Source organism: Sphingobacterium sp. SGG-5 (assembly GCF_011043525.1).
Classification (GTDB): domain Bacteria; phylum Bacteroidota; class Bacteroidia; order Sphingobacteriales; family Sphingobacteriaceae; genus Sphingobacterium.
Genome location: NZ_JAAKGO010000010.1, coordinates 20,254 through 43,821, shown reverse-complemented (window position 1 = coordinate 43,821; position 23,568 = coordinate 20,254). Strand labels below are relative to the sequence as shown.

Annotated in this window: 17 protein-coding genes and 1 tRNA gene; 3 read left to right on the top strand and 15 right to left on the bottom strand. The window is 43.9% G+C overall.

Annotated features, from left to right (window positions below):
• Nucleotides 1–6: 6 nt before the first annotated feature.
• On the bottom strand, nt 7–618 hold the full coding sequence (locus G5B30_RS14835) for a response regulator (RefSeq protein ID WP_165320786.1): 612 nt from the start codon (nt 616–618) through the stop codon (nt 7–9).
• The gene (locus G5B30_RS14830; RefSeq protein ID WP_165320785.1) at nt 611–2,548 is read right to left on the bottom strand and encodes a tetratricopeptide repeat protein; all 1,938 of its coding nucleotides are present in this window, start codon (nt 2,546–2,548) and stop codon (nt 611–613) included. The genes G5B30_RS14835 and G5B30_RS14830 overlap by 8 nt, the downstream gene beginning before the upstream one ends.
• Before the next feature lie 198 nt (nt 2,549–2,746).
• Here G5B30_RS14830 and G5B30_RS14825 point away from each other — a divergent pair, with 198 nt between their 5' ends.
• Nucleotides 2,747–3,904: a hypothetical protein gene (locus tag G5B30_RS14825; protein WP_165320784.1), complete on the top strand. Its 1,158-nt coding sequence runs from the start codon at nt 2,747–2,749 to the stop codon at nt 3,902–3,904.
• Nucleotides 3,905–3,950: 46 nt separating this feature from the next.
• Nucleotides 3,951–4,490 carry a hypothetical protein gene (locus G5B30_RS14820; protein WP_165320783.1) on the top strand — a complete coding sequence of 180 codons (540 nt, stop codon included), beginning with the start codon at nt 3,951–3,953 and terminating at the stop codon, nt 4,488–4,490.
• Here the strand turns inward: G5B30_RS14820 and G5B30_RS14815 are convergent.
• The 6 genes from G5B30_RS14815 to G5B30_RS14790 form a co-directional block, all read right to left on the bottom strand.
• The gene (locus G5B30_RS14815) at nt 4,480–6,183 is read right to left on the bottom strand and encodes a sodium:solute symporter (protein ID WP_165320782.1); all 1,704 of its coding nucleotides are present in this window, start codon (nt 6,181–6,183) and stop codon (nt 4,480–4,482) included. The genes G5B30_RS14820 and G5B30_RS14815 overlap by 11 nt on opposite strands.
• Before the next feature lie 111 nt (nt 6,184–6,294).
• On the bottom strand, nt 6,295–6,492 hold the full coding sequence (locus G5B30_RS14810) for a hypothetical protein (protein ID WP_165320781.1): 198 nt from the start codon (nt 6,490–6,492) through the stop codon (nt 6,295–6,297).
• A 15-nt stretch (nt 6,493–6,507) separates the two neighbouring features.
• On the bottom strand, nt 6,508–8,940 hold the full coding sequence (locus G5B30_RS14805) for a PIG-L family deacetylase (RefSeq protein ID WP_165320780.1): 2,433 nt from the start codon (nt 8,938–8,940) through the stop codon (nt 6,508–6,510).
• 301 nt (nt 8,941–9,241) lie between these two features.
• Complete coding sequence (locus tag G5B30_RS14800) at nt 9,242–9,502, bottom strand: DUF6952 family protein (protein WP_165320779.1); 261 nt, start codon at nt 9,500–9,502, stop codon at nt 9,242–9,244.
• Nucleotides 9,483–9,797: a thioredoxin family protein gene (locus G5B30_RS14795; protein WP_165320778.1), complete on the bottom strand. Its 315-nt coding sequence runs from the start codon at nt 9,795–9,797 to the stop codon at nt 9,483–9,485. Before G5B30_RS14795 ends, G5B30_RS14800 begins: the two co-directional genes overlap by 20 nt.
• Before the next feature lie 63 nt (nt 9,798–9,860).
• On the bottom strand, nt 9,861–10,493 hold the full coding sequence (locus G5B30_RS14790; protein ID WP_165320777.1) for a peroxiredoxin: 633 nt from the start codon (nt 10,491–10,493) through the stop codon (nt 9,861–9,863).
• 199 nt (nt 10,494–10,692) lie between these two features.
• Here G5B30_RS14790 and G5B30_RS14785 point away from each other — a divergent pair.
• Nucleotides 10,693–10,764 (top strand) — tRNA-Arg (locus tag G5B30_RS14785).
• Here G5B30_RS14785 and G5B30_RS14780 read toward each other — a convergent pair.
• The 7 genes from G5B30_RS14780 to G5B30_RS14750 form a co-directional block, all read right to left on the bottom strand.
• Nucleotides 10,762–12,096, bottom strand: coding sequence for a GH1 family beta-glucosidase (locus G5B30_RS14780; RefSeq protein ID WP_165320776.1), 1,335 nt, complete (start codon nt 12,094–12,096; stop codon nt 10,762–10,764). The genes G5B30_RS14785 and G5B30_RS14780 overlap by 3 nt on opposite strands.
• Nucleotides 12,097–12,114: 18 nt before the next feature.
• Nucleotides 12,115–12,966, bottom strand: a complete 852-nt coding sequence (locus tag G5B30_RS14775; RefSeq protein WP_165320775.1) for a UDP-2,3-diacylglucosamine diphosphatase — start codon at nt 12,964–12,966, stop codon at nt 12,115–12,117.
• A gap of 224 nt (nt 12,967–13,190) precedes the next feature.
• The gene (locus G5B30_RS14770; RefSeq protein ID WP_206367152.1) at nt 13,191–14,864 is read right to left on the bottom strand and encodes a hypothetical protein; all 1,674 of its coding nucleotides are present in this window, start codon (nt 14,862–14,864) and stop codon (nt 13,191–13,193) included.
• Between the two features lie 79 nt (nt 14,865–14,943).
• Nucleotides 14,944–16,818 (bottom strand): hypothetical protein, encoded by a 1,875-nt coding sequence (locus G5B30_RS14765; protein WP_165320774.1) that lies wholly within the window; start codon nt 16,816–16,818, stop codon nt 14,944–14,946.
• Between the two features lie 3 nt (nt 16,819–16,821).
• The gene (locus G5B30_RS14760; RefSeq protein ID WP_206367151.1) at nt 16,822–18,279 is read right to left on the bottom strand and encodes a DUF3823 domain-containing protein; all 1,458 of its coding nucleotides are present in this window, start codon (nt 18,277–18,279) and stop codon (nt 16,822–16,824) included.
• A 30-nt stretch (nt 18,280–18,309) separates the two neighbouring features.
• Nucleotides 18,310–20,160 (bottom strand): RagB/SusD family nutrient uptake outer membrane protein, encoded by a 1,851-nt coding sequence (locus G5B30_RS14755; RefSeq protein WP_165320772.1) that lies wholly within the window; start codon nt 20,158–20,160, stop codon nt 18,310–18,312.
• A 4-nt stretch (nt 20,161–20,164) separates the two neighbouring features.
• Complete coding sequence (locus G5B30_RS14750) at nt 20,165–23,539, bottom strand: TonB-dependent receptor (RefSeq protein WP_165320771.1); 3,375 nt, start codon at nt 23,537–23,539, stop codon at nt 20,165–20,167.
• Nucleotides 23,540–23,568 lie beyond the last annotated feature (29 nt).

Here is a 23,568-nt window from a genome sequence, read left to right as displayed (position 1 = left end):
CTTTTGTTATATCAATTTTTGTTCGAATGCCATTTTGACCAATACCGCAGTGTTCTTAGCACCTAATTTTAATAGTAGATTTTTGCGGTAACCTTTTATTGTTTCGGGGCTGAGGAAAATTTTATCGGCGATTTCACCGTTGGTTAAGCCCTCCGATACTAATCTCAGTAGTTCTCTTTCCCGTTCCGTCAGCCAGATATTTTTCCCCGAAGGTCTTTTCATCAATAGATCTATTTCATGACAAAGAAAGGTCTGTCCGGCGGCAACAGCTTCAATACCGGCCAGTATTTCGTCGGGCAGTGCATTTTTGATCACGTAGCCGGAGGCACCGTTGTCCAGCATCTGCCGTACAACGCTGTATTCATCGTGTGTGGTTAATGCAAGTATAGCGATGTCGGGAAATTCTTGTTTGAGTTCTTTACAGAAGTCTATACCACTGATATCTGGTAGTCCTACGTCCAATAACAAGACATCGGGTTTCCAAAATCCGATAGACAGGCGACACTGCCCAGCGCTATGTGCAACACCGACTACCGTTGCCAGCCCCGAATCGGTAATCAACCCCTGTAATCCTTCGGTCAAAATCTTGTGGTCGTCAACGATAGCTACTTTAATCATGTTGTTCTTTTTTTGTCAATTCCAGTTCCACATGGATTTCCGTTCCCTGCCCTGAAGAGTAGATGTTTAGTTTTCCCTGAAAAGCTTCTACGCGCTGTCGTATATTGCGTAGACCCATTCCTTCGGTCACTGTATTTTGGTCAAAGCCTACGCCGTCGTCCTGTACCGTGAAAGATATACGGTCTGGTTCCTGGACGAGCTGTACATTGATATGGGTAGCCTGAGCATGCTTTAAAGCATTGTTGACCAGCTCGTGGATACAGCGATAAATCATGATTTCCAATTTTTCCGGTAAGCGTGCTTCATCTCCAAAATAGTGGAAGTCAACAATAGGGATTGCCGTACAGAAGTCGGATAAAGAAACCTTTAGGCCATACCGTAAGAGCGATTCGGGCATCATGTGGTGTGCCACCCGGCGAAGTTCTTGAATGGAGTCATCCAGCATACCCAAGGCCATCTTGAACCGAGATACATCTACGGATTCTAATATAGCTCCACCTTTCATATCGGGCAGATTGAATTTGACGACCGAGAGCATGCTGCCCAGACCATCGTGTAAGTCTTTAGCCAAACGCGTGCGTTCGGCTGCCTCTCCGTCTAGGGTAGCCTGTACAGCGACGAGCTGTTTCTCTTGTTGGAGGCGTATAGTCTGTTGCTCTGCGAGTTTTCTCCTGCTGATGGCGAGTCGGTAACGGATCACGGCAAAAGCCAAAGCGATTAACATAATAACTCCTCCAGCAATGCCCAACCAGATATAGAGCTGCCGTTGTTTTTCTAATGCTTCGATTTTTAGTTCTTTTTTCTCGGTTTGATACATGGTTTCCAAAAACGCAGTTTGTTGCTGATTGTTTTCATTGAAAAGCGTATCCTTAAGTAGATATGCCGAATGTAACTGCTGATAAGCAGATTCGAAATCACGCCTGTTCGCGTTGACGCGTGCCATTACAGAAAGTGCTATTTCCATCTTATCTTTCGACTCTAATTTTTTACCTATTTGAAGTGCTTTATGTGCTGAGGTATACGCTTTTTCATTTTGTCTGTTCGCAAAGTATGCTTCGGACAGGGCTGAATTGTGCCTCATGATCTCCCATTCATCTCCGATCGATTCGGCAAGTTGATGCGCCTTTTCGAGTTCCTGAACCGCCAAAGGATAATCTTTTTTATGATCCATCAGATAGTTCCCGTAGTTGAGATGATATAGGAATACTTTATATGGATCATTTTTTGCTTTTCCATATTCCAAAGCCACCTCCAGCGGAGGAAGAGCTTCATCGAATCGACCTTGTTCCATCAAAGCGTCAGACAGGGCTATACTACCGGTGGCCTTCATGAACTCATCATCCGCCTGTTGTGACAGTTCGATACATTCTCGCGCATATTTTTCTGCTTTCCGATAATCTTTCGCAAGTGCATACAGCGTAGAGATATTGTTCAAGGTATAAGGACGGACTCTCATATCACCCGTTTCATCAAATAATTTCAAAGCCTGAATATAATAGTCAATAGCTTCGGCATATTCACCATTAACTTGCCGGATCGTGCCGAAGTTGTGAAAAACCATGGCTTTACCTTCGGTAGCTTCTTTTGTGTCCAGTGTGTTGTAAAGCTCTTCTGCCTGGTGTAGATAATAGGAAGCCGAGTCATAATCTGCCTTTACTTGGAAATAGCAGGATCCCATAAATTGATAACTCTGTGCGAGCGCCAACGGCGCCTTTTGTCGTTCTGCAATGCTGACGATATTTTTTACAACCTTAAACACTGCGGCAGGTTGATTATAAATATGTGCTTTACTGGCATCTAGTACTGATTTTATGTCAACTCTTCCTTTTTTGTCAGTGTGCTTTAGAATCAAGGAATCTAACGACTGTCCGAATAGCATTAGCGGAAGCCCGAATGACGATAGGGCTACCAACAACAACCATAATTTCATTTTATTTATGTGTCCTTTTATCATGTTTTTCTAAAATAAGGTCCGTCAATTTAATAGTGTGCACTATAACAAAGATAAATGATTTCTTTCCAATAAAAACCCCCTTTGGGGGGTAAGCTGGGGACGGTTGTGCAGGTAACTTTGTCATCATAAGCTGCAAGAAGCGGCGATAACTATTAATAAACTAAAAAAAGAGCTATGAAAAAAAACGTGAACACGAGCCGAAAGAATGAAGCGCGTAACTTAAAGACAAACAGTGCTGCGAAAGCACTACGCCTGAGCGCCGTAGTCCTATTATCCTGTGGGATGATGGCCTGCGAAAAAAGTGATCCTTCGCCTGATGAGGAGGTTTTGCAGAACTGTAATGTAGTTCTGGTCGAGGACGATATTCAGGAGCCAACGACATGGACGTATGGAAATGTATATGTTATCAAACGCGGTATTTCGGTGGAAAGTGTCTTAACTATCGAGCCAGGCGTCGTCGTAAAACTGAAAGATGCAAGCATCGATGTCGTCGGAGGAAAAATACTAGCCGTAGGGACAGCCCAAAGACGTATTGTGTTTACATCTATTGGTGATGATAGATATTGTGGGGATAGTAATGGAGATGGTGCGGCAACGACACCCGCAAAAGGTGACTGGCAACAAATTTATCTCAATGGTACGACAGAAACGACATTTAAATATGTAGATATATTCTATGCCGGAAAAAATCGAGGAGGATCGAGTAATGCCGTCAGAATATCCGGACCAAATTCGGTGTCGTTTACCTTTGACCACTGTAGGATCGCTCACACTTTGTACCAAGAGTCTTCTTATGATAGCTCCTGTGCATTTTATGGTACGAGTTCTATGATGGATGCAACGATAAGTAAATTCACCAATAATGCATTATATGATAATGGAAAGCCTTTGTTGGTCAATGTGTATTATACGTTAGACCCCAGTAATAAATTCCATAACCCTGAAAAGCCATCACAAACAAACACACACAATGGCATTTACATTCATCATTCTTCTGGCGGATTTGACGTAACCGTGAATTGGAACAATACGGAAGTGCCTTATGTCTTGGATGAATGGCTTCAGGTTCATCCATCGGCTACTATAAATATCGGAGCCAATGCTATCGTGAAATTTAAAAGGCCAACTGCGGGGCTTAACTCGCGATATGGGAACGTACATCTTAATGCGGCAGCATTTCTCACTTCATATAAAGATGATGCGCATGGGGGAGATACTAACGGAGATGGGAACAATTCAACACCTGCTGTAGGCGATTGGGAAGGTTTTGCTAATACAGATGTATATAGCGAGTGGATAAATGGTGCAAATATTTTATATGCAGCTAATTAATAGCCTGAAACTTTTACAATCTTATTTAAACAATAATTTACAATCGATGAAAAAATCAATCATTATTCTCTTCACAGTTTTTATTGCAGTAGCAACCTATGCACAACCTTTTCAACAAGGTACAACAGCGGCCAATATCGGCATTGGCTTGGGAACTGCTTTGGGTGGCCTTGGGAAATCCCGGCCGGCCATCAGTGCTTCGCTTGACCACGGTATGTGGGAAGTCGGCGGCCCAGGCGTCATCAGCTTGGGTGGCTATGTTGGCAACACGGGCTATAAATACACAGCACCAAGTTATACCGCGAAATGGAATTATATCGTTGTCGGCGCCCGTGGGGCATACCACTACAATGGTTTTACCGACGTACCCAATCTGGATGTTTACGGCGGTGTAATGATGGGTTACAACATCGTCTCCTATACTGTCGACGGCAGTGATATGGGGATGGGGAACAACTATGGCAGTGGACTGGGGTTCTCCGGGTTTCTTGGAGGCCGTTGGTTTTTCAGCGAGAACGTAGGTGCTTATGCGGAATTGGGTTATGGTGTATCCGTGCTGAATGTTGGTGCCACTTTTAAATTCTGATGTCTTTCGGTTTATTCGGCAGGAACTGTTGTATCAGGAGACCGTTAATAATGACTAGCATACATCCGATGAGGTTGAGCCAGAGGAAGGCGACAACGTCTAACGACCAAATGCCCACAACGAGGATCTCAGAAAGAACAGCGCTCCAAAATACAGCTTTTCCGCCGATGCGTCTGACATAAAAAGCGACGAGAAATATGCCGAGAATAGTTCCATAAAATAAGGATCCGAGAATATTGACGGCTTCCAGCAGATTGCCCAGCTTATTGGCGTATAAGGCAATAAGTACGGTAAATACGCCCCATGCGAGCGTGAGGATACGGGAGGCTTGGAGGTAATTTTTCTCGGATCCATTTTTGTGGACAAATCTTTTATAAATGTCAATCACGGTGGTGGACGCTAAGGAGTTGATCGCACTGGCCGTTGCGCCCATAGAAGCCAACATGATAATGGCGACCAATAAACCAATAAAACCTTTGGGAAACGTCGAGGTTACAAAGGATAAAAAGATATAATTGTTATCGTTGGTTTCTGCATCGGGATTGTTCTTTTTAATCAGCGCGATCGCGTCCTCCCTTAACGCACCCGCCTGGCTATTCAGTTCCGCCAACGCTTCACGGTCCTGTTCTATTCGGGTCTGGTCCTTCGTCGCGAGGCTGTTTGTCAGATCATCGATTACTACCTGCTTTTTATCACTAAGCAGTTGCTGTTCCCGAAGAAGCTGTTGATAGGATTCGTTGTACTCACTTTGTTCCAGTTTTTGTGTTTCTACCGTATTGAAAAATAAAGGTGGAGTGTGATATTGATAGTAGGCAAAGACCAATATACCTATGAATAGGATGCAGAATTGCATGGGTACTTTTAACAAGCCGTTCATCAGGAGACCGATACGGCTGTCGCGGATAGAAGAACCTGTCAAATATCGTCCTACCTGACTTTGATCCGTGCCAAAATAAGAAAGTTGTAGAAAGAAACCACCGATCAATCCTGTCCACACCGTGTATTGATTGTTAAAGTCAAGCGAAAAATCAATGGCATTTGTTTTTCCTGATTTCCCGGCTATATGTAATGCCTCCTGAAGGCCAATGTTGTCCGGTAAGAGATGGATGACCATAAAGCCCGCGGCGAGCAGTCCACCGAAGATAATACCCATTTGTAACAGTTGCGTATAGGACACTGCTTTCGTCCCCCCGTAGGCTGTATATAGGATAACAGATCCGCCGATGACGAGGGTAGTATACGTCACGTCGATATGCAAAATGGTGGAAAGTATAATAGAAGGCGCAAAAATCGTGATGCCTGTGGAGATTCCCCGTTGGATTAAAAACAGGAAAGCCGTAAGTGCGCGTGTTTTGACATCAAAGCGCTTCTCAAGAAACTCATAAGCCGTGAATACCCGCAGCCGATGAAATATCGGTACGAAAGTAATACACAGGACAATCATGGCAAGAGGAAGTCCAAAATAGAACTGGACGAAACTCATTCCGGATGAATAAGCCAAGCCCGGCGCCGATAAGAACGTGATGGCACTGGCTTGTGTCGCCATGACGGAGAGCCCAACAGTATACCAGGGGAGAGAGCGGTTACCCAGAAGATAACCGTCGATATTTTTGATATTTCTACTCTTATATAGCCCGTAGAGAACGATACAGAGTAGCGTTAAGAAGAGTACTATCCAGTCAATAGTACTCATGAAGAATAAAAGACAGTAAATAGATACATGAAAAGAATACACACCAATAACCAGAGCACGACTACTATATAAAAGTGTCGCCAGCTACGTATAAAAGGTGGCAGTCCTCTCTTATCTGTCATGTGATCTATGCGGTAATAAAAAGGTGTTAAAAAAAACAGCGAAAAGGAACCCGCCGATAAGACCTCCGACGATACTTAAAAAAGAACCACATGTAGCGAAAGCAATCAATGCTCCAAAAACAGTTCCGATTAATAAGATGAGGCCTTTTACATTCAAGGGTTTCGTTTCGTTTATTTGATTTTCCATGTTATAAATATAGTTTTATTTTTCTTTCGCTAGCAAATTTACAAATAATCTATAAGCTCCCGGCACTCCGGCAGGCAATTGCCGGAAAAAAGAAAGTGAGGTATAGACAAATTTCCCTTTGCCGTATTTGCCGATCAGCAGCGACCCTGCTTTTGGAGACTCATTCGTGTCGTGCATCCGGATCGGCGTACGATAAGCCTTGTCGATCTGCCCGGCGAAATATAAGCCACGTTCCTGCACCCAATCGTCAAAATCGCTTGCCGTGATTTTATTGGGGTAGTTGAATACCGGATCGCTCGGATCGAAGTCGACCGAAGCATCCTCCTCGGTGACACGATCCCGTGTGAGGTTAAACGGATAAGGACCCAGTTTGGAAGACTGCAGACGCTGGTTCACGTTGTATTGTACCAATACGACACCACCGTTGTTGACATAATCCAATAGCTTGTCCATCACCTTCCCGCTCTGCTTTTCGACATTAAAAAAACGAACACCTACGATGATGGCATCAAACGGGGTCAGATTATCGTTTTGCACCTGCTGTGGCGTCAACATCTGGACGTCCATACCGATAAGGCGCAAAGATTGGGGTATCAAATCCCCCGCACCAGATAAATAGCCTACTTGCTGCACGGGGTTGTGGAGGTCGAGCGATCGACCTTCGAGCACAAATGTAGGAAACCAAGTAATGGCTGGAATATGTGTGTAGTGGATTGCCCGCAGCGAACGCAACGTGTCACCTTTCCATTTCAGGACAATGGATGCTTTTCCAACCGGATGCCCGAGTGGTTTGATGGTAACGTTTTGATCCATCGTATTTGAGGTGGTAAAATCCAGATCGATCCGTTTAGGCGATGCTTCCCAGCCTTCAGGTGCCAAGACATCGATCGTATATTGTTTGTTCCCGACATCATGGTTCTGGAAAGTCAGTCGTACCGCTTTGCTCTCTCCTTTTGGCACTAAGACAGTCTGTTGGTCCGAAGCCACCGTTAATGGCGGCTGCACAGCCAAAGGCTGATACACCTCTCCCTGTACCGGATCAACAAAACGATAGGTAATATCGCGTTGTATCTCTATTTTCTCTTGCCCAATCTGGAAGGAGAATGTGACATGGGGCTTTTCCGGATTCAGAGGGTATCCCACAAACCGCTTGTCCATATAAAACTTCCCCAACGTCGGCGTGCGATGCAGCCAGTAGGGTTGGGTCGTCGCATTCCATGTCACGTTTTGCTGACCTCGCCAAAGTACATTATACGTCATAGGCTGATTTATGTTGTGTCCATCAACATGCGTCAATACGGCCGATATATCCGGATTTCGAACAATGGCTTCCAGCTGTATGGGAACTTCCTGAGAGACGGTATATGCAGGGGCAGGCGCGACTGCATCGATCCATATACCCGAGCATGCCACAATAAGATCATCTATTTCTTTGGTCTTTTGTGTTTTCCAATAGGTGTCGGTTATTTTTTGCACCTCTTTTTTTAAGGCAAACAGGTTTGCTATACTTTTCTCCGGATGATTCGGGTCGAAAGCCGTGTTTATTTTTTGCACCAGACCGGGGATGTTTTGCGCATTCGGAATCCGTTCCCATGTTGTGGTTACATTGTCGAGTAGCTTATGCGTAGCTTCTTTTCCGGCAACGTGTTCAAAATATTCAATTGCGCGTCCACGGGTAGCTGCCGATCCGAAACCCTGAGACTTGTGCTGGGAACGGCTATGTGCAGCAATCTCGCCATACGATTGTCCAAGCAAGGGATTGTAGGCGCCGATATCAATTTTCAGCTGGCTTTCTGAGGTGTTATTCATCCCACCGAAATTGGCCGTATTCCAAACCAACCGGGTGGCCTGCCAGGTTTCCATCTCCGCTAACTGTTCTGGAAATCGTGTCGGATCGGCCGCAGCCACAAAAGCCTCGTGGGCAAGAATAGCGGAGGCCTGATGATGCCCATGCCCGCCCCTTGGGTCGGGCGGAAAACGTGTAATGATGACGTCCGGGCGAAATTTGCGGATGATATATACAGCGTCTCCCAGCACCGCCTCTTTGTCCCAAAATCGGAATGTCTCCGCATGTGTTTTTGAGAAACCGAAGTCTACCGCAGAAGAAAAAAATTGTTCACCTTTATCAATACCTCGCGCCGCCAACAGTTCGTTGGTGCGGATCAGCCCTAATTCCAGGCTCAGGTTAGTACCAATAAGGTTTTGTCCTCCCTCACCACGTGTTAAAGAAAGATAACCCGTTCTGTATTTTTTCTCTTGTGCCAGCCAGGCGATTAATCGTGTATTCTCATCATCAGGATGTGCAGCAAAATATAATACCGAACCCAGTACATTCAACTTTTCAAGTCCAATTTTGATATCGGCGGAGCTCCATGTCCGTTGTTGACCCCATGAATATGTCGTAGAAATGCAAATTGCAAATAAGCTTAACAGCAGTTTGTTTAACATGCCTAAAAATACATAAATATGTGGAATAGCCGGAAGGGAGGAGTGGGTTTATTGTAATATTGTCTATACAAAAAAGAGCTGTATGATAACAGCTCTTTCTCCAACAATTAAAAATCTTTGAGTCTTAAAACAGTGTGCGATTAATGTTATTAAAAAGGATACAAAGTATTAAACCCACATGTGTTTAAGTTTATAACCTAACAACCCAGTAGTAAAAGTATAATAAAAAGTCCAGATATTGAAAGTATTATAAAAAAAGATTTCCACAACACGGGAGTTCTCAACAACGAAGAGATGTGGTTTATCCTTTATCGATAGAACCCAGCACGCGTCCCATGAAGTTGTTCAAGGCTTCTTTTTTTGGTGTACCCTCCTTGATGAGTTTGTCCACCTCTATGGCACCATACATATTGGAGATCAGCTCTCCGATAACATCAAGTTCTTCATCTTTTAGCGAAGGTACCTCAGTCAAAGATTCTAATGTTTCAATGGCTTCCAGTACGAAATCAGCGTCGTTCTCGGCGATGAATTCCGTGAGATGTTTAATTATGGGTAACTTCATTTAACAAGTCGATTAATCCTTCAATTTTATTCGTTTGAACCTGGTTCACGAGTTTTCCGTTTCTGAAAGCGGCGAACGTCGGTAAGTTGTCTACGGTAGCCAATTTTCTGGATTCAGGGAATTTCTCCGCGTCCACGATAAGGAATTTTACACCTTCATTTTCATTCGCCAATTTCTTGAATTTAGGTTTCATGATCCGGCAGTTGCCACACCATGAGGCTGCATACTGAACCATGACGGTTTCATTTTCTGCCACCAACTCTTGTAGCGTATCATTTTCTAATTCTTGTAGCATTGCTGAATATTTTAAAATTTTTGATGAAGGGATGGGATTTTCCCATCCCTAAGGGAGATATTATTAATTCATGGAAAGGTAGGATGCTACACCCTCACGTGTTGCATTCATGGCTTTCTTGCCTTCTTCCCAGTTGGCCGGACATACTTCACCATGTTTCTGTACGTGCGCATAAGCATCGATCAAGCGGATGTATTCCTTTACATTACGGCCCAAAGGCATGTCATTGACCGACTCGTGGAAAACCTTTCCGGTCTCGTCGATCAGATACGTTGCACGATAAGAAACAGCAGACCCTTCAACCAAAGTTCCATATTCCGGGTGTTCTACCTCTTTCATTTCGAGAATACCTAATACACTGGAAAGGTTGCGGTTCGTATCCGCGATGATAGGGTATTCTACACCTTCGATTCCACCGTTGTCTTTCGCAGTATTCAACCAAGCAAAATGAACTTCATTGGAGTCGCATGAAGCGCCGATAACGATTGTATTCCGTTTCTCAAATTCCGGAAGCGCCTCTTGGAATGCATGAAGCTCGGTAGGACATACAAAAGTAAAATCTTTCGGGTACCAGAATAAAAGAACTTTTTTGTTCTCCTGTTGGGCTTTTTCAAAAATGTTGATCGAAAGGTTGTCGCCTAAATAATCGATCGCGTCAACTGTAATGTTTGGGAAATTTTTACCTGTAAAACTCATATTATATTTTTTAATTTTTTCTTACCACAAAGATAAGGCTTTTGTTGACGGAAAGATATCGAATTTACTGATATGTCATTGATGAAATCTATAGATATATTGAGGTAATATTATTATATTCTATACTTTATTTTCTTTTTTGTAACTCCGATTTGTTTGGAAGCAAACAGAATAATACATTTGCTCTCGGATTATAAATGGCCCCGTAGTTCAACGGATAGAATAGATGTTTCCTAAACATTTGATAGCAGTTCGATTCTGCTCGGGGCTACTTCAAAAAATCGGCATACCATTGTCCTGAGGACTTTACGATACGCTGCTGGGTTTTGAAATCAACATATACTAGTCCGAATCGGGGATGATATCCTTCCGCCCACTCGAAGTTGTCGAGAAATGTCCATACAAAATACCCATCGACCTTTACTCCTTCTTGTTTTGCCCGGAGTACCTGCCCGATGGTCCGTTGGAGATAATCCAACCTTTTCGGGTCATCCACCTGACCGTTCTCGACCAGATCTGGAAAAGCTGCGCCGTTCTCCGTAACGATTAATGGCGGCATATTCGGGTAGGCGCTGAATTTTTTTAAGATATGGTAGATCGACTCTGGATAAACCTCCCAATGCATAGACGTCATTTCTACCCTGCGTTTTTTAGCACTTACAATTTTCGCTTTCACAAAAGGAACGAAAGATGCATAGCGTATCATCTCGCGCGTGTAATTCTGCACGCCGATAAAGTCCATGTTGAACGCTAAGTCACGTTCATCGTGCTGCTCCATGTATTTCTCGATCCTACCCAAGATCTTAATATCATCCGTCGGGTATCCCAACCCCAATAATGGTTCAATAAATAGCCGGTTGAGCAATGCATCCGCTTTTTTAGCTGCTAGCATATCCTTATCTCGCATTCGGAACGGCTCGATATGTGAGCATGAAAAAGTAGTACCTACGATACTGTCGTTCTGCATCCCTTTTATCACCCTTGCACCATGCGTCTGGGCAAGGGCGGCGTGATGCGTGGCTGCCAAAAAATTATCCAACCCTTTTTTCCCTGGTGCATGCACACCCAAAAAATAACCCGCAGCTGTAAACACCATCGGTTCATTTAGGATCATCCAGTTTTTTACCCGGTCACCAAAATGCGTGACACAGGTGGATACAAAATCGCCGAACCACGCTGTGATATCACGGTTCACCCAACCACCTTTTCTCTCCAGCGCATGAGGGAGGTCCCAATGATACAGCGTAATCCACGGCGTAATGCCCAGCTCCAGAGAAAAATCAATGAGCCTGTTATAGAAATCGATTCCACTCTTGTTGATTTCACCGATTCCATTTGGAAAAATACGGCTCCAGGAAATTGAAAATCGATGATTCGGAATATTTAAGCGGTACATCAGACACAGGTCCCGGTGGTAACGGTTGTAAAAATCACAAGCCGCATCACCATGATGTCCCAAGAATATCTTGTTTTTTTTCTTCACGAAAATGTCCCAGATCGAAGGCCCCTTTCCATCCTGATCGTGCGCTCCCTCAATCTGGTAAGCCGCAGTAGAAACACCCCAGATAAAATCCTTCCCGAAAGCTTCTTTCTTTAGCAACATTAATAGTAAACAGAGTTTTTATTTTACCGCCATCAATTTGAAATCCAAGACCATGTTTTCAAATAGCTTGTGGTTGGAAAGGACCATTTCTTCCGGTTGTTCGTCAATTTCGCCGTTCATTTCTGCATCGTTGTATCTATACAGGGACCACCTTCCATTGGTATATTCCAAGGCGGTCAGGTTCTCAATCCAATCACCGGAATTTAAGTACATAATAGATCCCTGTTGATTTGTTATTTTGCGCATCTCCGGTTGATGTATATGGCCGCATATCACATAATCATACTTGTTGGATATGCCAATATCAGCAGCCGTCATTTCAAAGCTGTTGATGAATTTCACTGCACCCTTTACGCTGTTTTTTATCCTTTTGGAAAAAGAGAGCTTCCCCCTTTTAAAGATATACTCCGAAATAAAGTTTGCAAATCGATTGACTTGGATCAATATGTCATAACCCACAGCACCGAGTTTTGCAAGCCATTTGGAATGCTGCATCGTGACGTCGAAAATATCGCCATGGAAGAACCAGGCTTTTTCATTGTTGTTCAGGTCCAGAATGACTTTGTCCACAATTTTCAGCGAACCGATCCTCAAGCCGCTGAATTTCCGTAGCATTTCATCATGGTTTCCCGTCACATAGTACACCGGCACCTTTTTGCTGATCAGATGCATAATATGCTTCACGACTTTCATATGGCTGCGCGGCCAATAGCGTTTACTAAACTGCCAGATATCGATGATATCACCATTCAGGACAACCGTTTTGGGGTTGATACTTTTCAAATAGCGCAGAAGACGTTTAGCTTCGCAACCGTAGGTGCCCAAGTGCACGTCACTCAATACCAGAATTTCAACCTTTCTCTTCTTCATTCGGATTACGTTTTGTGGAACTTCAACGGCGAATAAAAAGAAGAGAATTGGGTCAGAAACAGCCGGATGAAAACGCGTTGAAAGAAATAGTTGACCGTTTTCATAAGCTGAATTTTAATGTATGATAGGTAATTATATTTCATCTGTTTAAAATAACGGTTCTGTTATGAATGGCATATCAACAGGGCATTAAGTTATTGTGAAATTTATCTTTATATATAAACCTATTCCGGATTTAGCATAATTCCGGGCACCTGTTTTATCAAATTGTCCAGATCTTCCATCGTCAAGCTAACATGAGCTTTTATCTGTTCCTGATAAGCGGATATTCCCGAGCAAATAATATCATGGGCAATAAACTCACACGGAGCGTTGATACCATCCGCCATATTCCATATTTCCTCGATATGGTCTAGACGTTTTGTGGTATTGGAATAACCTCTGCTTTTCAATTCGTTTTCTAAATCATACTTCCCAATGCGGGCATTGATATGAATATTCTTTTCTTTTAATCTAATCTCTGGAAAATAATCGGCAGTCGCCGCGGTAATATAGTTATCCAGCGTATTTATCGTTGTTGCAGCAGGGGTAAACTGCCAATACAATAACGGGATTTTTCCGTGTGACAATTCATATTTCGGATGTGATATCAGGTATTCATTAAGTACCACCCCGTTCGCCACAATATCATTCTTTTTTAAATACGCTAAGGAAAGATTAACCGCCAGGTTATACATATGTCCCATATCCGATGGAGCTATCAATGTATACGGTTTCGCTAGCGTATGCTTATGTATGGTTGTTGAAAATGTCTTTATCTGGCGATCAACGATACCACTTTCCCAATCTGCTAAAAACTTTCCTTCTTCCAATTTCTGCTCATCATAATCCTTAAGATGTGATGATAAAGAAGCAATGTCGAATGGTGAACCGCTTTGCGTGTAGAGGATATAAAGTGAACCATCGGAATATTCCCCCTGTCGTTGTCCTGCATTTTTTAGTTTGCGGCAAAAAGACTCACTGTGTACGTCTTGCCCTACACCAGCTATTATCACATTTTTTACCTGATGATCGTTTATAAATTGCTTATATTCTTTCGGTATATCGAGCATTTTGATCCAAGCTACCCCTACGTCGTCCATTGATGCGTCGTAGCCTAATGTGGCATAAGAAGGATATCCATTTGCAGAGGAATAATTCAATATCGATTCAATTTCTTTTATCGCATTCACCGATACTAGAAAGTGCAGCGGGAGAACAACAGCATTTAACGTTGCCGACAAATACGGAATTACCGGAACGCCTGTGGAAATGATAACCGTCTCTATGGGTGTTGTTTTACCTAAATTTTCATTATAAAGCGAAATGGTTTTATCGATGGAAGACACTAAAAAGTCTGGAGTGCCCCACACCGGGTTGGGCCCACCACCTGGGCCTATTTTCCAGGTATGGCTGATTGCGCCGCATAAATCGGTCAATGACTTCTGAACAGCATATTCCGCACTCATTCCCCCGTCGAGCGTAAATACATTCAAGCCTTCGTGTTTCGTCTTTTCGATGTCATAAGTCGTTATCATTGTACTGTCTACGATGCGGAAATAACTCGAATAAGTGGTTTTTCCGGTATTGTCCTCTTTCAGATAAATGCCCATAGCGTGACGAGGTGCGTCAGCCGGGACGACCCACTGGCGCTGCGTTCCGATCTCCGCGACGACGGGTTCTCCTTTTATGGAGATATCCCGCAACTGTATCTTCATCGGCGACATGTTATGTTCGACGGAAAAGAAGATGGTATCCCCCGCCCGGTAGGTAAACCGATCTGTTCGAACATCGAAAGCCAAAAGATGCGCCGGGTTATAACATATGAAGACCAAAATAATGATAATAGTTTTTCTCATGATATGTATTTTAAGGTATAAAACACCTTGCTTCCCTTATGATACTAGGGGAAGGACAGGTGTTTTTGCGGTATAAAAATTAATATTTTAGAAAATGTAAGCCTTGAGCACTGTTGCCCACATTCCCGCAGATAGCTTCTAACTCTTCCACGGTAAGCGCATGGCTCTGTTTATGCATCTGCTGATAGGTTTCTACGCCTATGATGTTGGCGATAACCCAGGCATATACTTCGCAGAAAGAATTGCCGTTGCCCGTCCAGACATCATGCGAAGTTTCACGCATGTTGATATTTCCCGTTACCCCATAGTTCTGAAGAATGGATTTTAGTTCATTTTTCCCATAATTCGAGTTGAGGTAAAATTCTCTCGTTTTCAGCACGTCGGGTGTTATATCCGGATAATAACTGGTAATCGTATTTGCCAGGTAACCGTTGAAGATACGATCTACTGTCGACTGCGTGGGTACAAACTGCCAATATAGCAATGGTATCCGGCCAACTGTTATTTCAAATTGAGGATTGGACGTAAGATACTCGTTTAAAATCACAGCATCTACAGTAACGTTATCCAGAACACTGCCGTTTTTTTTCAGGTATGCCAGCGACAGGTGCGACGCTACATCGTAGATATGGATCATATCGCCAAAAGCCGTGACCCCGTAGACGTCAGCGGAGGTATTATTTTTAATGCCTGCGGTTATCCAACTGATCTGTTTGTTCGCTAAACCACTTTCCCAATCTGGTATATGGGTTTCGGCTTCCATCGCCGTCAGGTCATAATCATTGATACGTTTTTTCAGGTTCTGAACATCAGCTTCCGAACCATGTCCAGTATATTGCATATAAACGGAACCCGCACCAAATTCGCCCGAAGGGCTGTTCCTGATCACTTTTTTAGCCCATGTTTCGCCCAATACATTCTCCTCGACACCCCAGAGGATAACTTTTTCCACTTGGTGATCTTCTATAAATTTTCGATATTCCTCCGGTAGATCAAGTAGTTTTATCCAGGCTACAGCCGGGTCAGGCATTGAGCCATCGTAACCCAATGTCGCATAGCTCGCGCATACGTGCCTGTTGGAGTAATCCATAATGGCCTCTACTTCCGCCACACTATTGACTGAGGCCAGAAAGTGCACAGGTAAGTAAGCCGCATGCATTGCCGTCGCGATGTAGGGAACAGAAGGGACCCCGGTACCCAGTACGACCGTTTTCAGCTTCACTTTATCACCCCCAAGTACCGCGTTGTACATGTCCACGGTTTTCTTCAACGAAAGTTGTAGGAAATCCGGACTGGCCCACACGGGATAAGGACCATTGTTGTTTTCTGTAAACCAAGTATGTGATATTCCTGTACCCAACGACGTCAACGCCTTCTCTACACCGTATTCAGCACTCATTCCACCCGTCAATTTATAGATCGGAAGGCCCTGATAGTTATCCGTGTCGATTTGATAGGTAAACAACGTATTGTCATCAATAACACGGAAGAAAGTGCCAAACTCAGACGTTATGCTTCCATCCTCGAATATGTATTCTACAAATACACCACACGCTGTTTTTACCGGAATGTTTGCGGCTATCGTAAAGAAAGCAGGCGCGTCTACGGATGCCGCATTTCCTGGTTCGATCACGACATTTTCAGCCACGGTCTGCGATGCGCCCAGCACACGTAGTTGATCTGTTTTGTCCGTCAGATCCTTTACAGTAAGCCGCACTTCCCTGATTTCCAGTATGGCATTGCTCGTTGGGTTATCGATTGTAAAAGAACAAGATACATTTTCTCCTGTCTTATACATCGTTTTATCCGTTTCGATGCGCGTGAGGCTTTTTGCTTCCGTCTTAAAATCTCCTTCCACAACAACATCGTCCTTACAGCTACTAGTGAAGAACATCAGTAAGGAGCAGAGCATAATGATTGTAATACGATTAAATTTCATATGTATTGTATTCATCGGTTAATGTTTTATTATCGTCAGATGTGCGAGGCCTGCATCGTTAAAATCAGATTCCGTCAACGGTACCCCAGGGCCTATTTCTACGGTGCTCAACTTCTTCAGTTTTTTCAATACCGTAAGATCTACCTGTGGATCAATCGCCAGTCCCGTATCGAACAAGTCTTCTCCTCGCCTAATGGTCAGCGTTTCCAGATTTGTAAATGGAAGCAAATCGAGCAATGATTTAGTTTCGCCATACAAAGTGAACGCAGTATAGTTTTCTATATCTTGGTTTTTAGGCATATTTGTTGGATCCGCCCAACTGTTCCACCAATCAATAAACTCTACCCGAAAAGGACTTGTGACCCATCCCGGGTCGACAGACGGACCCTTTATTTCAGCATAACTCTTGGATAGCGACATCTTAAAAGCCCGGTCATTGAACAATGGAACATTTTCGGGCCTGCCTAGTTGGGTCGCCTTTACATAATAATCAGACAACGCGTTGGTTACTATCTGGATTGTTTTCACGCCGCTGCTTTCGCCTGTTTTGGTCAATAATTCTACGCTGACTGCTGTAGTGGAGTTGTAAGGCAGGTTGGCGATGTAAGAACTTTTACCTGGAGCAAATAAATCCGTGACAGTAGTGCCATCCTTGTCGGTATAGGATACTTTTATCTTGTCCACGATGGATTCAGGGAAGGTCCATTGTAAAACCGCTGAAGTAGCACTCGTTACGCCCTGCTTCATCGCTAAAGGTATACCACTGATATCCACATCCGAAGCGGAAATCACATGTTGTTTGGAGTAGTTCCAATAATCCCCGCTATTGTTGGTTTTACCGAGCGCCCGCAGGTAGTAGACCGTGTGGGGTTCCAGATAAATCGTTTCCGTAAATGTTCCCGTTTTTGCCGTCAGCCCCGTTGTTATTCTTTTGTACGTTTTTGCAGATTCCGTTTCATTCATTGCTGTACGAAATCCAGGATAGCGATCGGTTCCATATACGATGCCAATGTCACTACTGGTCGCGTAGGGGTTATACACTTCATACGCATAGGTCACCTCGGCAGCGATCCCAAACTTGAGTTCAATCTTTTCTATCGTCAGGCTGATATTCGGTGTTACCGTCAGATTCATGTTCTTCATCTGTTTTATATCACCAAAGATGGTGTCTTGTTGATAGAAAGGTCCTTCTGCCCAGATCTTATACTTCGATGGGTAGACCTTCGTATTTTTATATTCACCCGACGGTAAAATATTGTAAACCAAAGGCTGGGCGACCTCGCCATAGGCCATGTCCAATAATTTAATCTTCGCTCCGTAATATTCCGTGGAGACCGTGTCGCCGGTCAACTTATCGATGAGGATACCCTCATAACCGCCTGTCAGGTCGTCCATACGATCGTCCAGCTCACAACCGGAAAAGCTGAAAACCGATAAGAGGCAAAGCAAGCTGATGCTTGTATAGATATAATTCATTTTCATCATTATTCGTTTTTAGGTAAATAATTACTCCCAACCTATATTTTGCGTTATCCCCGGATTTTGGCTGGTCGGGATAGGACTGTAATAATCCCTTTCCTCGAACCATTTTACGCGTGTGGCTAAGGCAGGTGCATCCGCCATTTCCAATGTGTAAAATACCTGCACTGGAGACACAGTTTCATCAATGTTTAATACAGGATGCAAAGCTTTTAATGTGCTGTTGTGCATCTGCGTTCCTATACGCCAGCGTTTCAGATCCCAATACCGGAACCCTTCATACAGCAGATCAATCCGCCGTTCATGCCGCACGGATGTGATGGTGAGTGTTTTCGGCGGCAGACCTCCATGGGTAGCACGCAATTGGTCAAACTCAACCTGCGCTGACATCATATATTGCGGTTCCCCCAAATCGGCGAGTTCTATAGCCGCTTCGGCAAAATTCAATACCACTTCTCCATAACGCAATACCACTGCATCCTGGTCATTCTCATGATTGAGGTAGTCTTCTTGTCGCTTTACGCCATACAGCGTTTTCTTTAAGAAAAAGCCGAAATTCGTTGTTCCTGCACCGGAGTTGTTGAAAAAAATACCATCAAATCCACTTTTCATATACTGCTCATGTCCGGGAACTTTTCCGGCATCAGCCCATTCCTGCTGATTGTTGTAAAAATATTCCTTGGTAGCTCCACCAGCTTCCTTGACAACAGTTTTTTTGTAGATACTAAAGCGCTCACCCAAGAATTCCCCACCTGGATAAATAATACTCGCTGCCAACCTCTTATCCCTATTGGTAAAGAAATCTTCCATGTTATTTTTTGCTACTCCATATTCCAAAGGAACTATAGTGCCATCCAGGGTTTCGAACTGTTCGACGATATCCAGAGCGGGCACCATAAAGGCCGTGTACCCGGCTTTTTTCATCCGGTACGATTGATTCCAATAGTCGATAAACACTTGTGTCCCCGACTTGGCCGTGTTGCTAAAACGAAAGATAATCTCATTGTTATCTTCATCCTTTCCATTGAACAGGTCGCCGAAAGCTGCACTGAGTTTGTACTTATTGTTGCTGTGATTTATGATCTGATCCGCGGCTTCGGCGGCTTCCAGCAAGAATTCTTTGGCGCTGCTTTGCGGTATTCCTTGCAAGTTATTATTTAATACACTACCATATTTGGCAATAGTACCTGCATACAACATGGCTCTGGACTTCAGCGCCAGCGCAGTATACTTATTGGCTCTATCTTTGTCTTCGGCGATGATGGGCTGGGTATCAGGTAAAAGCAGTATAGCCGAGTCCACGCTGTTTTGGATAAAGCGCCATGACTCTTCCTCAGTTGCTCTTTTATTGATGGCCGACACGCCATCTAACGGCCCGGCAAACAGCGGAACCCCGCCATAACGTTTTACCATTTCGAAATACAGGTATGCGCGGATAAACAAGGCTTCACCCACCATATGCAATATTCTTTCATCCGTAGAATTGCTATACGCGTGGATAAATTTGTTGACGATATTGATCTGTTTGTAATTCCATACCGCGGTGAAACTTTCGCCACTGCTTTGTGAAAATATTCCACCAAAGACCAGTCCCGGAGAGTTGTTACGCATAACCCCTGCCTCCCAGTCTATATTACTTGCACCATCGTCGGTAAAAGATTCCAAATGATGCTGCCTGTAGGTCATTGCTCCATCGCCGATGGAATGAACCGTCTTGCGCAGTTCGGCATAATTGGACAAAAATTGCGCTTCCGCCAGCTCGGGATAGTTTTTAATATCTTCATCTGTAATAATAACCTTTGAATCAATATCGAGCCAATCACTACATCCAAAACAAGTGAAAGCTATACACCATAATAGGGTCAGTTTTATTTTCATGACTTTAAAATTTTAGATTAACACCTGCGTTGAAGGATTTTATCTGCGGATAGGAGGCAAACGACAAGATGGTTTCCGCTTGTTCAGGATCAAAATATTTCTGCGATGAGAATGTTAGGAAATTATAAAGATTACCATATACACGCAGCTGTTTTATCCTAGATCCGATGATACTCTTCGGAAACGTGTAGCCCAATTCAATGTTTTTTAATCGGATATAATTACCGTTCCACATCCAATAATTAGAGGGCTGACGGTTGATCGTTTGGGCATTCATGTCGCGTATAGCTGGGAAGTATCCCGGAATCCAAACCGCATTAGGATCTGTATAATCGGCTTTATACCAACGGTCACTAAAGTAATTCCATGCATTGCGGAAAGTTTTTCCTTCCTCGAAAGCATCCATATCAAATGCACTGATCTGGAAGTTCGATAATGCACCCCCTTGCCAAAACAGATTGATGTCGAAGCCCTTCCATGCAGCGCCCATATTAATACCAAACACGAGCTCCGGGTAGGATGTACGACCGATAGGGCGCATATCGTTGTCGTCTATATAGCCGTCGCCATTCCAATCTTCATATTTAAGGTCGCCCGGCAATATCACTGCATTATTATTCGAATTATTGTGCATAGGGGCATTGGCGATTTCATCATAAGACTGGTACTGCCCCACCTGATTTAATCCCCATCGCACATTATTCCATTGGTTTCCGTTATACCATTTCCATTGTTGATAGCCGCTTGTAAATTGCCCATGCTCCAAATGCCCGTTTTGTGTGCGGGACCAAGAGATATTTCCACCGACGAAGTAATCCAGCGTCCGAAACTTATTATGGTGGTTCAGCGTTATTTCAAATCCACGCGTGTTATCATTGTTCAGGTTGTACCAGGTAGCTAAGGCTCCTGCATTGTCGTTCGCTTTTTGTGCAGGAAGACCGGAACGATTGCGGCGGAATACTTCGGCCGAACCCCCTAATAATCCATTCCATAATTTAAAGTCAATCCCTAGGTTAACCATCGTCGACTTCGACCAGGTGAACGCCGTGTTGGCATTGACCGTAGGAGTCAATCCGTATATGGCCCGGTCACCAAAATTGATGATTTCTCCGGGATATCGGTACCCGCTCTGAAAATAGTATTGCTCATACGAATCATAATAACTTTTAGCAGCGGATAAATCCCCAAGCTGCCCCCAGGATGCCCGGATTTTTAATTCGCTGATTATCGGTTTTAAGGACGTCATGAAGTCCTCTTTTGTCAACATCCATCCTACAGCAGCAGACGGGAATAAGCCCCATTTATCTGCAAAATATTGAGCACCGTCATATCTAGCATTGAAGTCAACAAAATATTTAGCGGCATAGTCATAAGAAAAGCGACCGATGACAGATGCCGAACGGTACTCCCGCAGCCCCTCACTATTCGATACCTGCTTGTTATTCAGTCCCCCCGCCAACATATCCAATATTGTCGATGGAAACTCTCCCCGGGATGTTATCGTCGATTTATTTTGCGCTTGAGAGAATTCAAAAACCAGCCCTGAATTGAGATTATGCTGCCCGAAGGAATTTAAATAGTTTATGAATCCTTGTCCGGTTAAGTTCCAATTGTTTCCATCGCTGAGCGAAAGGCTGGCTTTATTGGTGTTAGAAGCAGAGGCACTCTGATAATATTCGTCTGCATCGACCCTATAGCCTGCATAGATGATATTCATATACCAATTTTTATTCCAGGCGTCCTCTGCCGTATAGCCGATATTCGCTTTCAACGAAAGCCCATCAACAAAAGGTATATCATATTTGAGTCCCAAATCCACATTCAGGTTTTTTCTGCGATGTCGGTTGTACCCCGATGTTGCGTCGTCCGCCATCGCCATCGGATTGTCCGTTCCCTCTCCGCCGAACGCATAATAATCTGGATAAGCATCCCACCGTACCGGGATATTCGGAGCCGTATTTTTTAGGCTTCGCGCGATTTCTGCGGCACCACGGCCCGGGTAATCCAGATTGTCGAGAAAAGCCCCCACTCCCATAGATAGGCTAAGGTCGTCCGACACATCTATATCCAGATTACTACGCAGATTGACCCGTTTTTTCGATGTCGAGTTTGTCGACCATATACCTTCCTGTTGCAAGAAACCGACAGAAAAGAAATAAGCCATTTTGTCCGACCCGCCCGACAAGTTGATGTTTGATTGCGAGATAGGCGCATTTTGGATCATTTCGTCGTACCAGTTTGTTTCATTAGGAAAATCCCGAATCATCAGTTCGCTGTCGTTGATGATTGCATTCTTATCGTTTATCAACTTCATGTTGGCATTGTATTCGTTTACCAAGCGTTGCCATGTTGCTGCATTCGTGACCTCCGGGTAGTTGTGTGGAATCTGCAGCCCATAACGTGTACTGATATCGATACTTGTCTTTTTCTGTTTTGAGCCCCGTTTCGTCGTGACCAATATCACTCCGTTCGCACCTTGCATACCATACACCGCGGCAGCCGATGCGTCTTTCAATACCGAAATCGATTCGATTTCGGAAGGATCAAGCTGGCTATAATTTCTTCCGGGAATGCCATCTACCACAACAAGTGCAGCGCCAAAGCCTCGAATTTGCAAGTTAGCGGCATCCGAACCCGGCTCTCCGCTCGATTGGCGGGAAAATACGCCGGATACGCGCCCGGTAAGGGCATTTTCTAAGTTAGGCGTGGTCGTTTTCACGAGCTCGGCATTATTTATCGTACTCACTGAGCTTATCAGTTTCTCTCTTGACCGCGTGCTGTACCCCACCACGACGATATCGTCCAATACTCGATCGTTCGCAACCAGCGTTACAGCTAGCGGACGGTTATCCCTGATGATTATTTCTTGCGTGATAAAGCCTACATAAGATATCTGGAGTATCTGTCCCTTAGCGATATTTAAGGAAAATTCACCCTTAGGATTCGTAAAGGTGCCTGCTGTTGTCCCCTTGATGGCGACGCTGGCTCCCACGACCGGCGTGTTCGAATGATCTTTGACAATACCCGAGACCTGCTGTCGCTGCTGTGCATTTTCAGACTGCAGGGCTGAATTTTGTGTTTTCAGCACAAGTAATATTTGCTTATTTTCTTTCATTTGATAGGCAATGTCCGTAGCCTGGAACAGGAGGTCTAAAGTTTCCTTTATCGATTTGTTGTCGACGGAAAGATCCTTTACAATATTCAGCCCAGACAATGCATTACTATAAAACAGATTATAGCCACTTTGCTTTTCGATTTCTGGAATGATCTGCCGGATAGCTTTATTTTTAACGGATAAAGTGATTTGGGCAAAAGTATTCCCATAGAAAAACAGCATGAAAGAGCCGATACAAATACATCGTATGATTTGATTTTTCATGTATTTAGATTTGGTGTTAGATTTTTATT

What these genes read in the sequence shown, in the direction of transcription:
- G5B30_RS14835 (WP_165320786.1), bottom strand. Translation starts at nt 618, where the DNA reads ATGATTAAAGTAGCTATCGTTGACGACCACAAGATTTTGACCGAAGGA.
- G5B30_RS14830 (WP_165320785.1), bottom strand. Translation starts at nt 2,548, where the DNA reads ATGAAATTATGGTTGTTGTTGGTAGCCCTATCGTCATTCGGGCTTCCG.
- G5B30_RS14825 (WP_165320784.1), top strand. Translation starts at nt 2,747, where the DNA reads ATGAAAAAAAACGTGAACACGAGCCGAAAGAATGAAGCGCGTAACTTA.
- G5B30_RS14820 (WP_165320783.1), top strand. Translation starts at nt 3,951, where the DNA reads ATGAAAAAATCAATCATTATTCTCTTCACAGTTTTTATTGCAGTAGCA.
- G5B30_RS14815 (WP_165320782.1), bottom strand. Translation starts at nt 6,183, where the DNA reads ATGAGTACTATTGACTGGATAGTACTCTTCTTAACGCTACTCTGTATC.
- G5B30_RS14810 (WP_165320781.1), bottom strand. Translation starts at nt 6,492, where the DNA reads ATGGAAAATCAAATAAACGAAACGAAACCCTTGAATGTAAAAGGCCTC.
- G5B30_RS14805 (WP_165320780.1), bottom strand. Translation starts at nt 8,940, where the DNA reads ATGTTAAACAAACTGCTGTTAAGCTTATTTGCAATTTGCATTTCTACG.
- G5B30_RS14800 (WP_165320779.1), bottom strand. Translation starts at nt 9,502, where the DNA reads ATGAAGTTACCCATAATTAAACATCTCACGGAATTCATCGCCGAGAAC.
- G5B30_RS14795 (WP_165320778.1), bottom strand. Translation starts at nt 9,797, where the DNA reads ATGCTACAAGAATTAGAAAATGATACGCTACAAGAGTTGGTGGCAGAA.
- G5B30_RS14790 (WP_165320777.1), bottom strand. Translation starts at nt 10,493, where the DNA reads ATGAGTTTTACAGGTAAAAATTTCCCAAACATTACAGTTGACGCGATC.
- G5B30_RS14780 (WP_165320776.1), bottom strand. Translation starts at nt 12,096, where the DNA reads ATGTTGCTAAAGAAAGAAGCTTTCGGGAAGGATTTTATCTGGGGTGTT.
- G5B30_RS14775 (WP_165320775.1), bottom strand. Translation starts at nt 12,966, where the DNA reads ATGAAGAAGAGAAAGGTTGAAATTCTGGTATTGAGTGACGTGCACTTG.
- G5B30_RS14770 (WP_206367152.1), bottom strand. Translation starts at nt 14,864, where the DNA reads ATGAGAAAAACTATTATCATTATTTTGGTCTTCATATGTTATAACCCG.
- G5B30_RS14765 (WP_165320774.1), bottom strand. Translation starts at nt 16,818, where the DNA reads ATGAATACAATACATATGAAATTTAATCGTATTACAATCATTATGCTC.
- G5B30_RS14760 (WP_206367151.1), bottom strand. Translation starts at nt 18,279, where the DNA reads ATGAATTATATCTATACAAGCATCAGCTTGCTTTGCCTCTTATCGGTT.
- G5B30_RS14755 (WP_165320772.1), bottom strand. Translation starts at nt 20,160, where the DNA reads ATGAAAATAAAACTGACCCTATTATGGTGTATAGCTTTCACTTGTTTT.
- G5B30_RS14750 (WP_165320771.1), bottom strand. Translation starts at nt 23,539, where the DNA reads ATGAAAAATCAAATCATACGATGTATTTGTATCGGCTCTTTCATGCTG.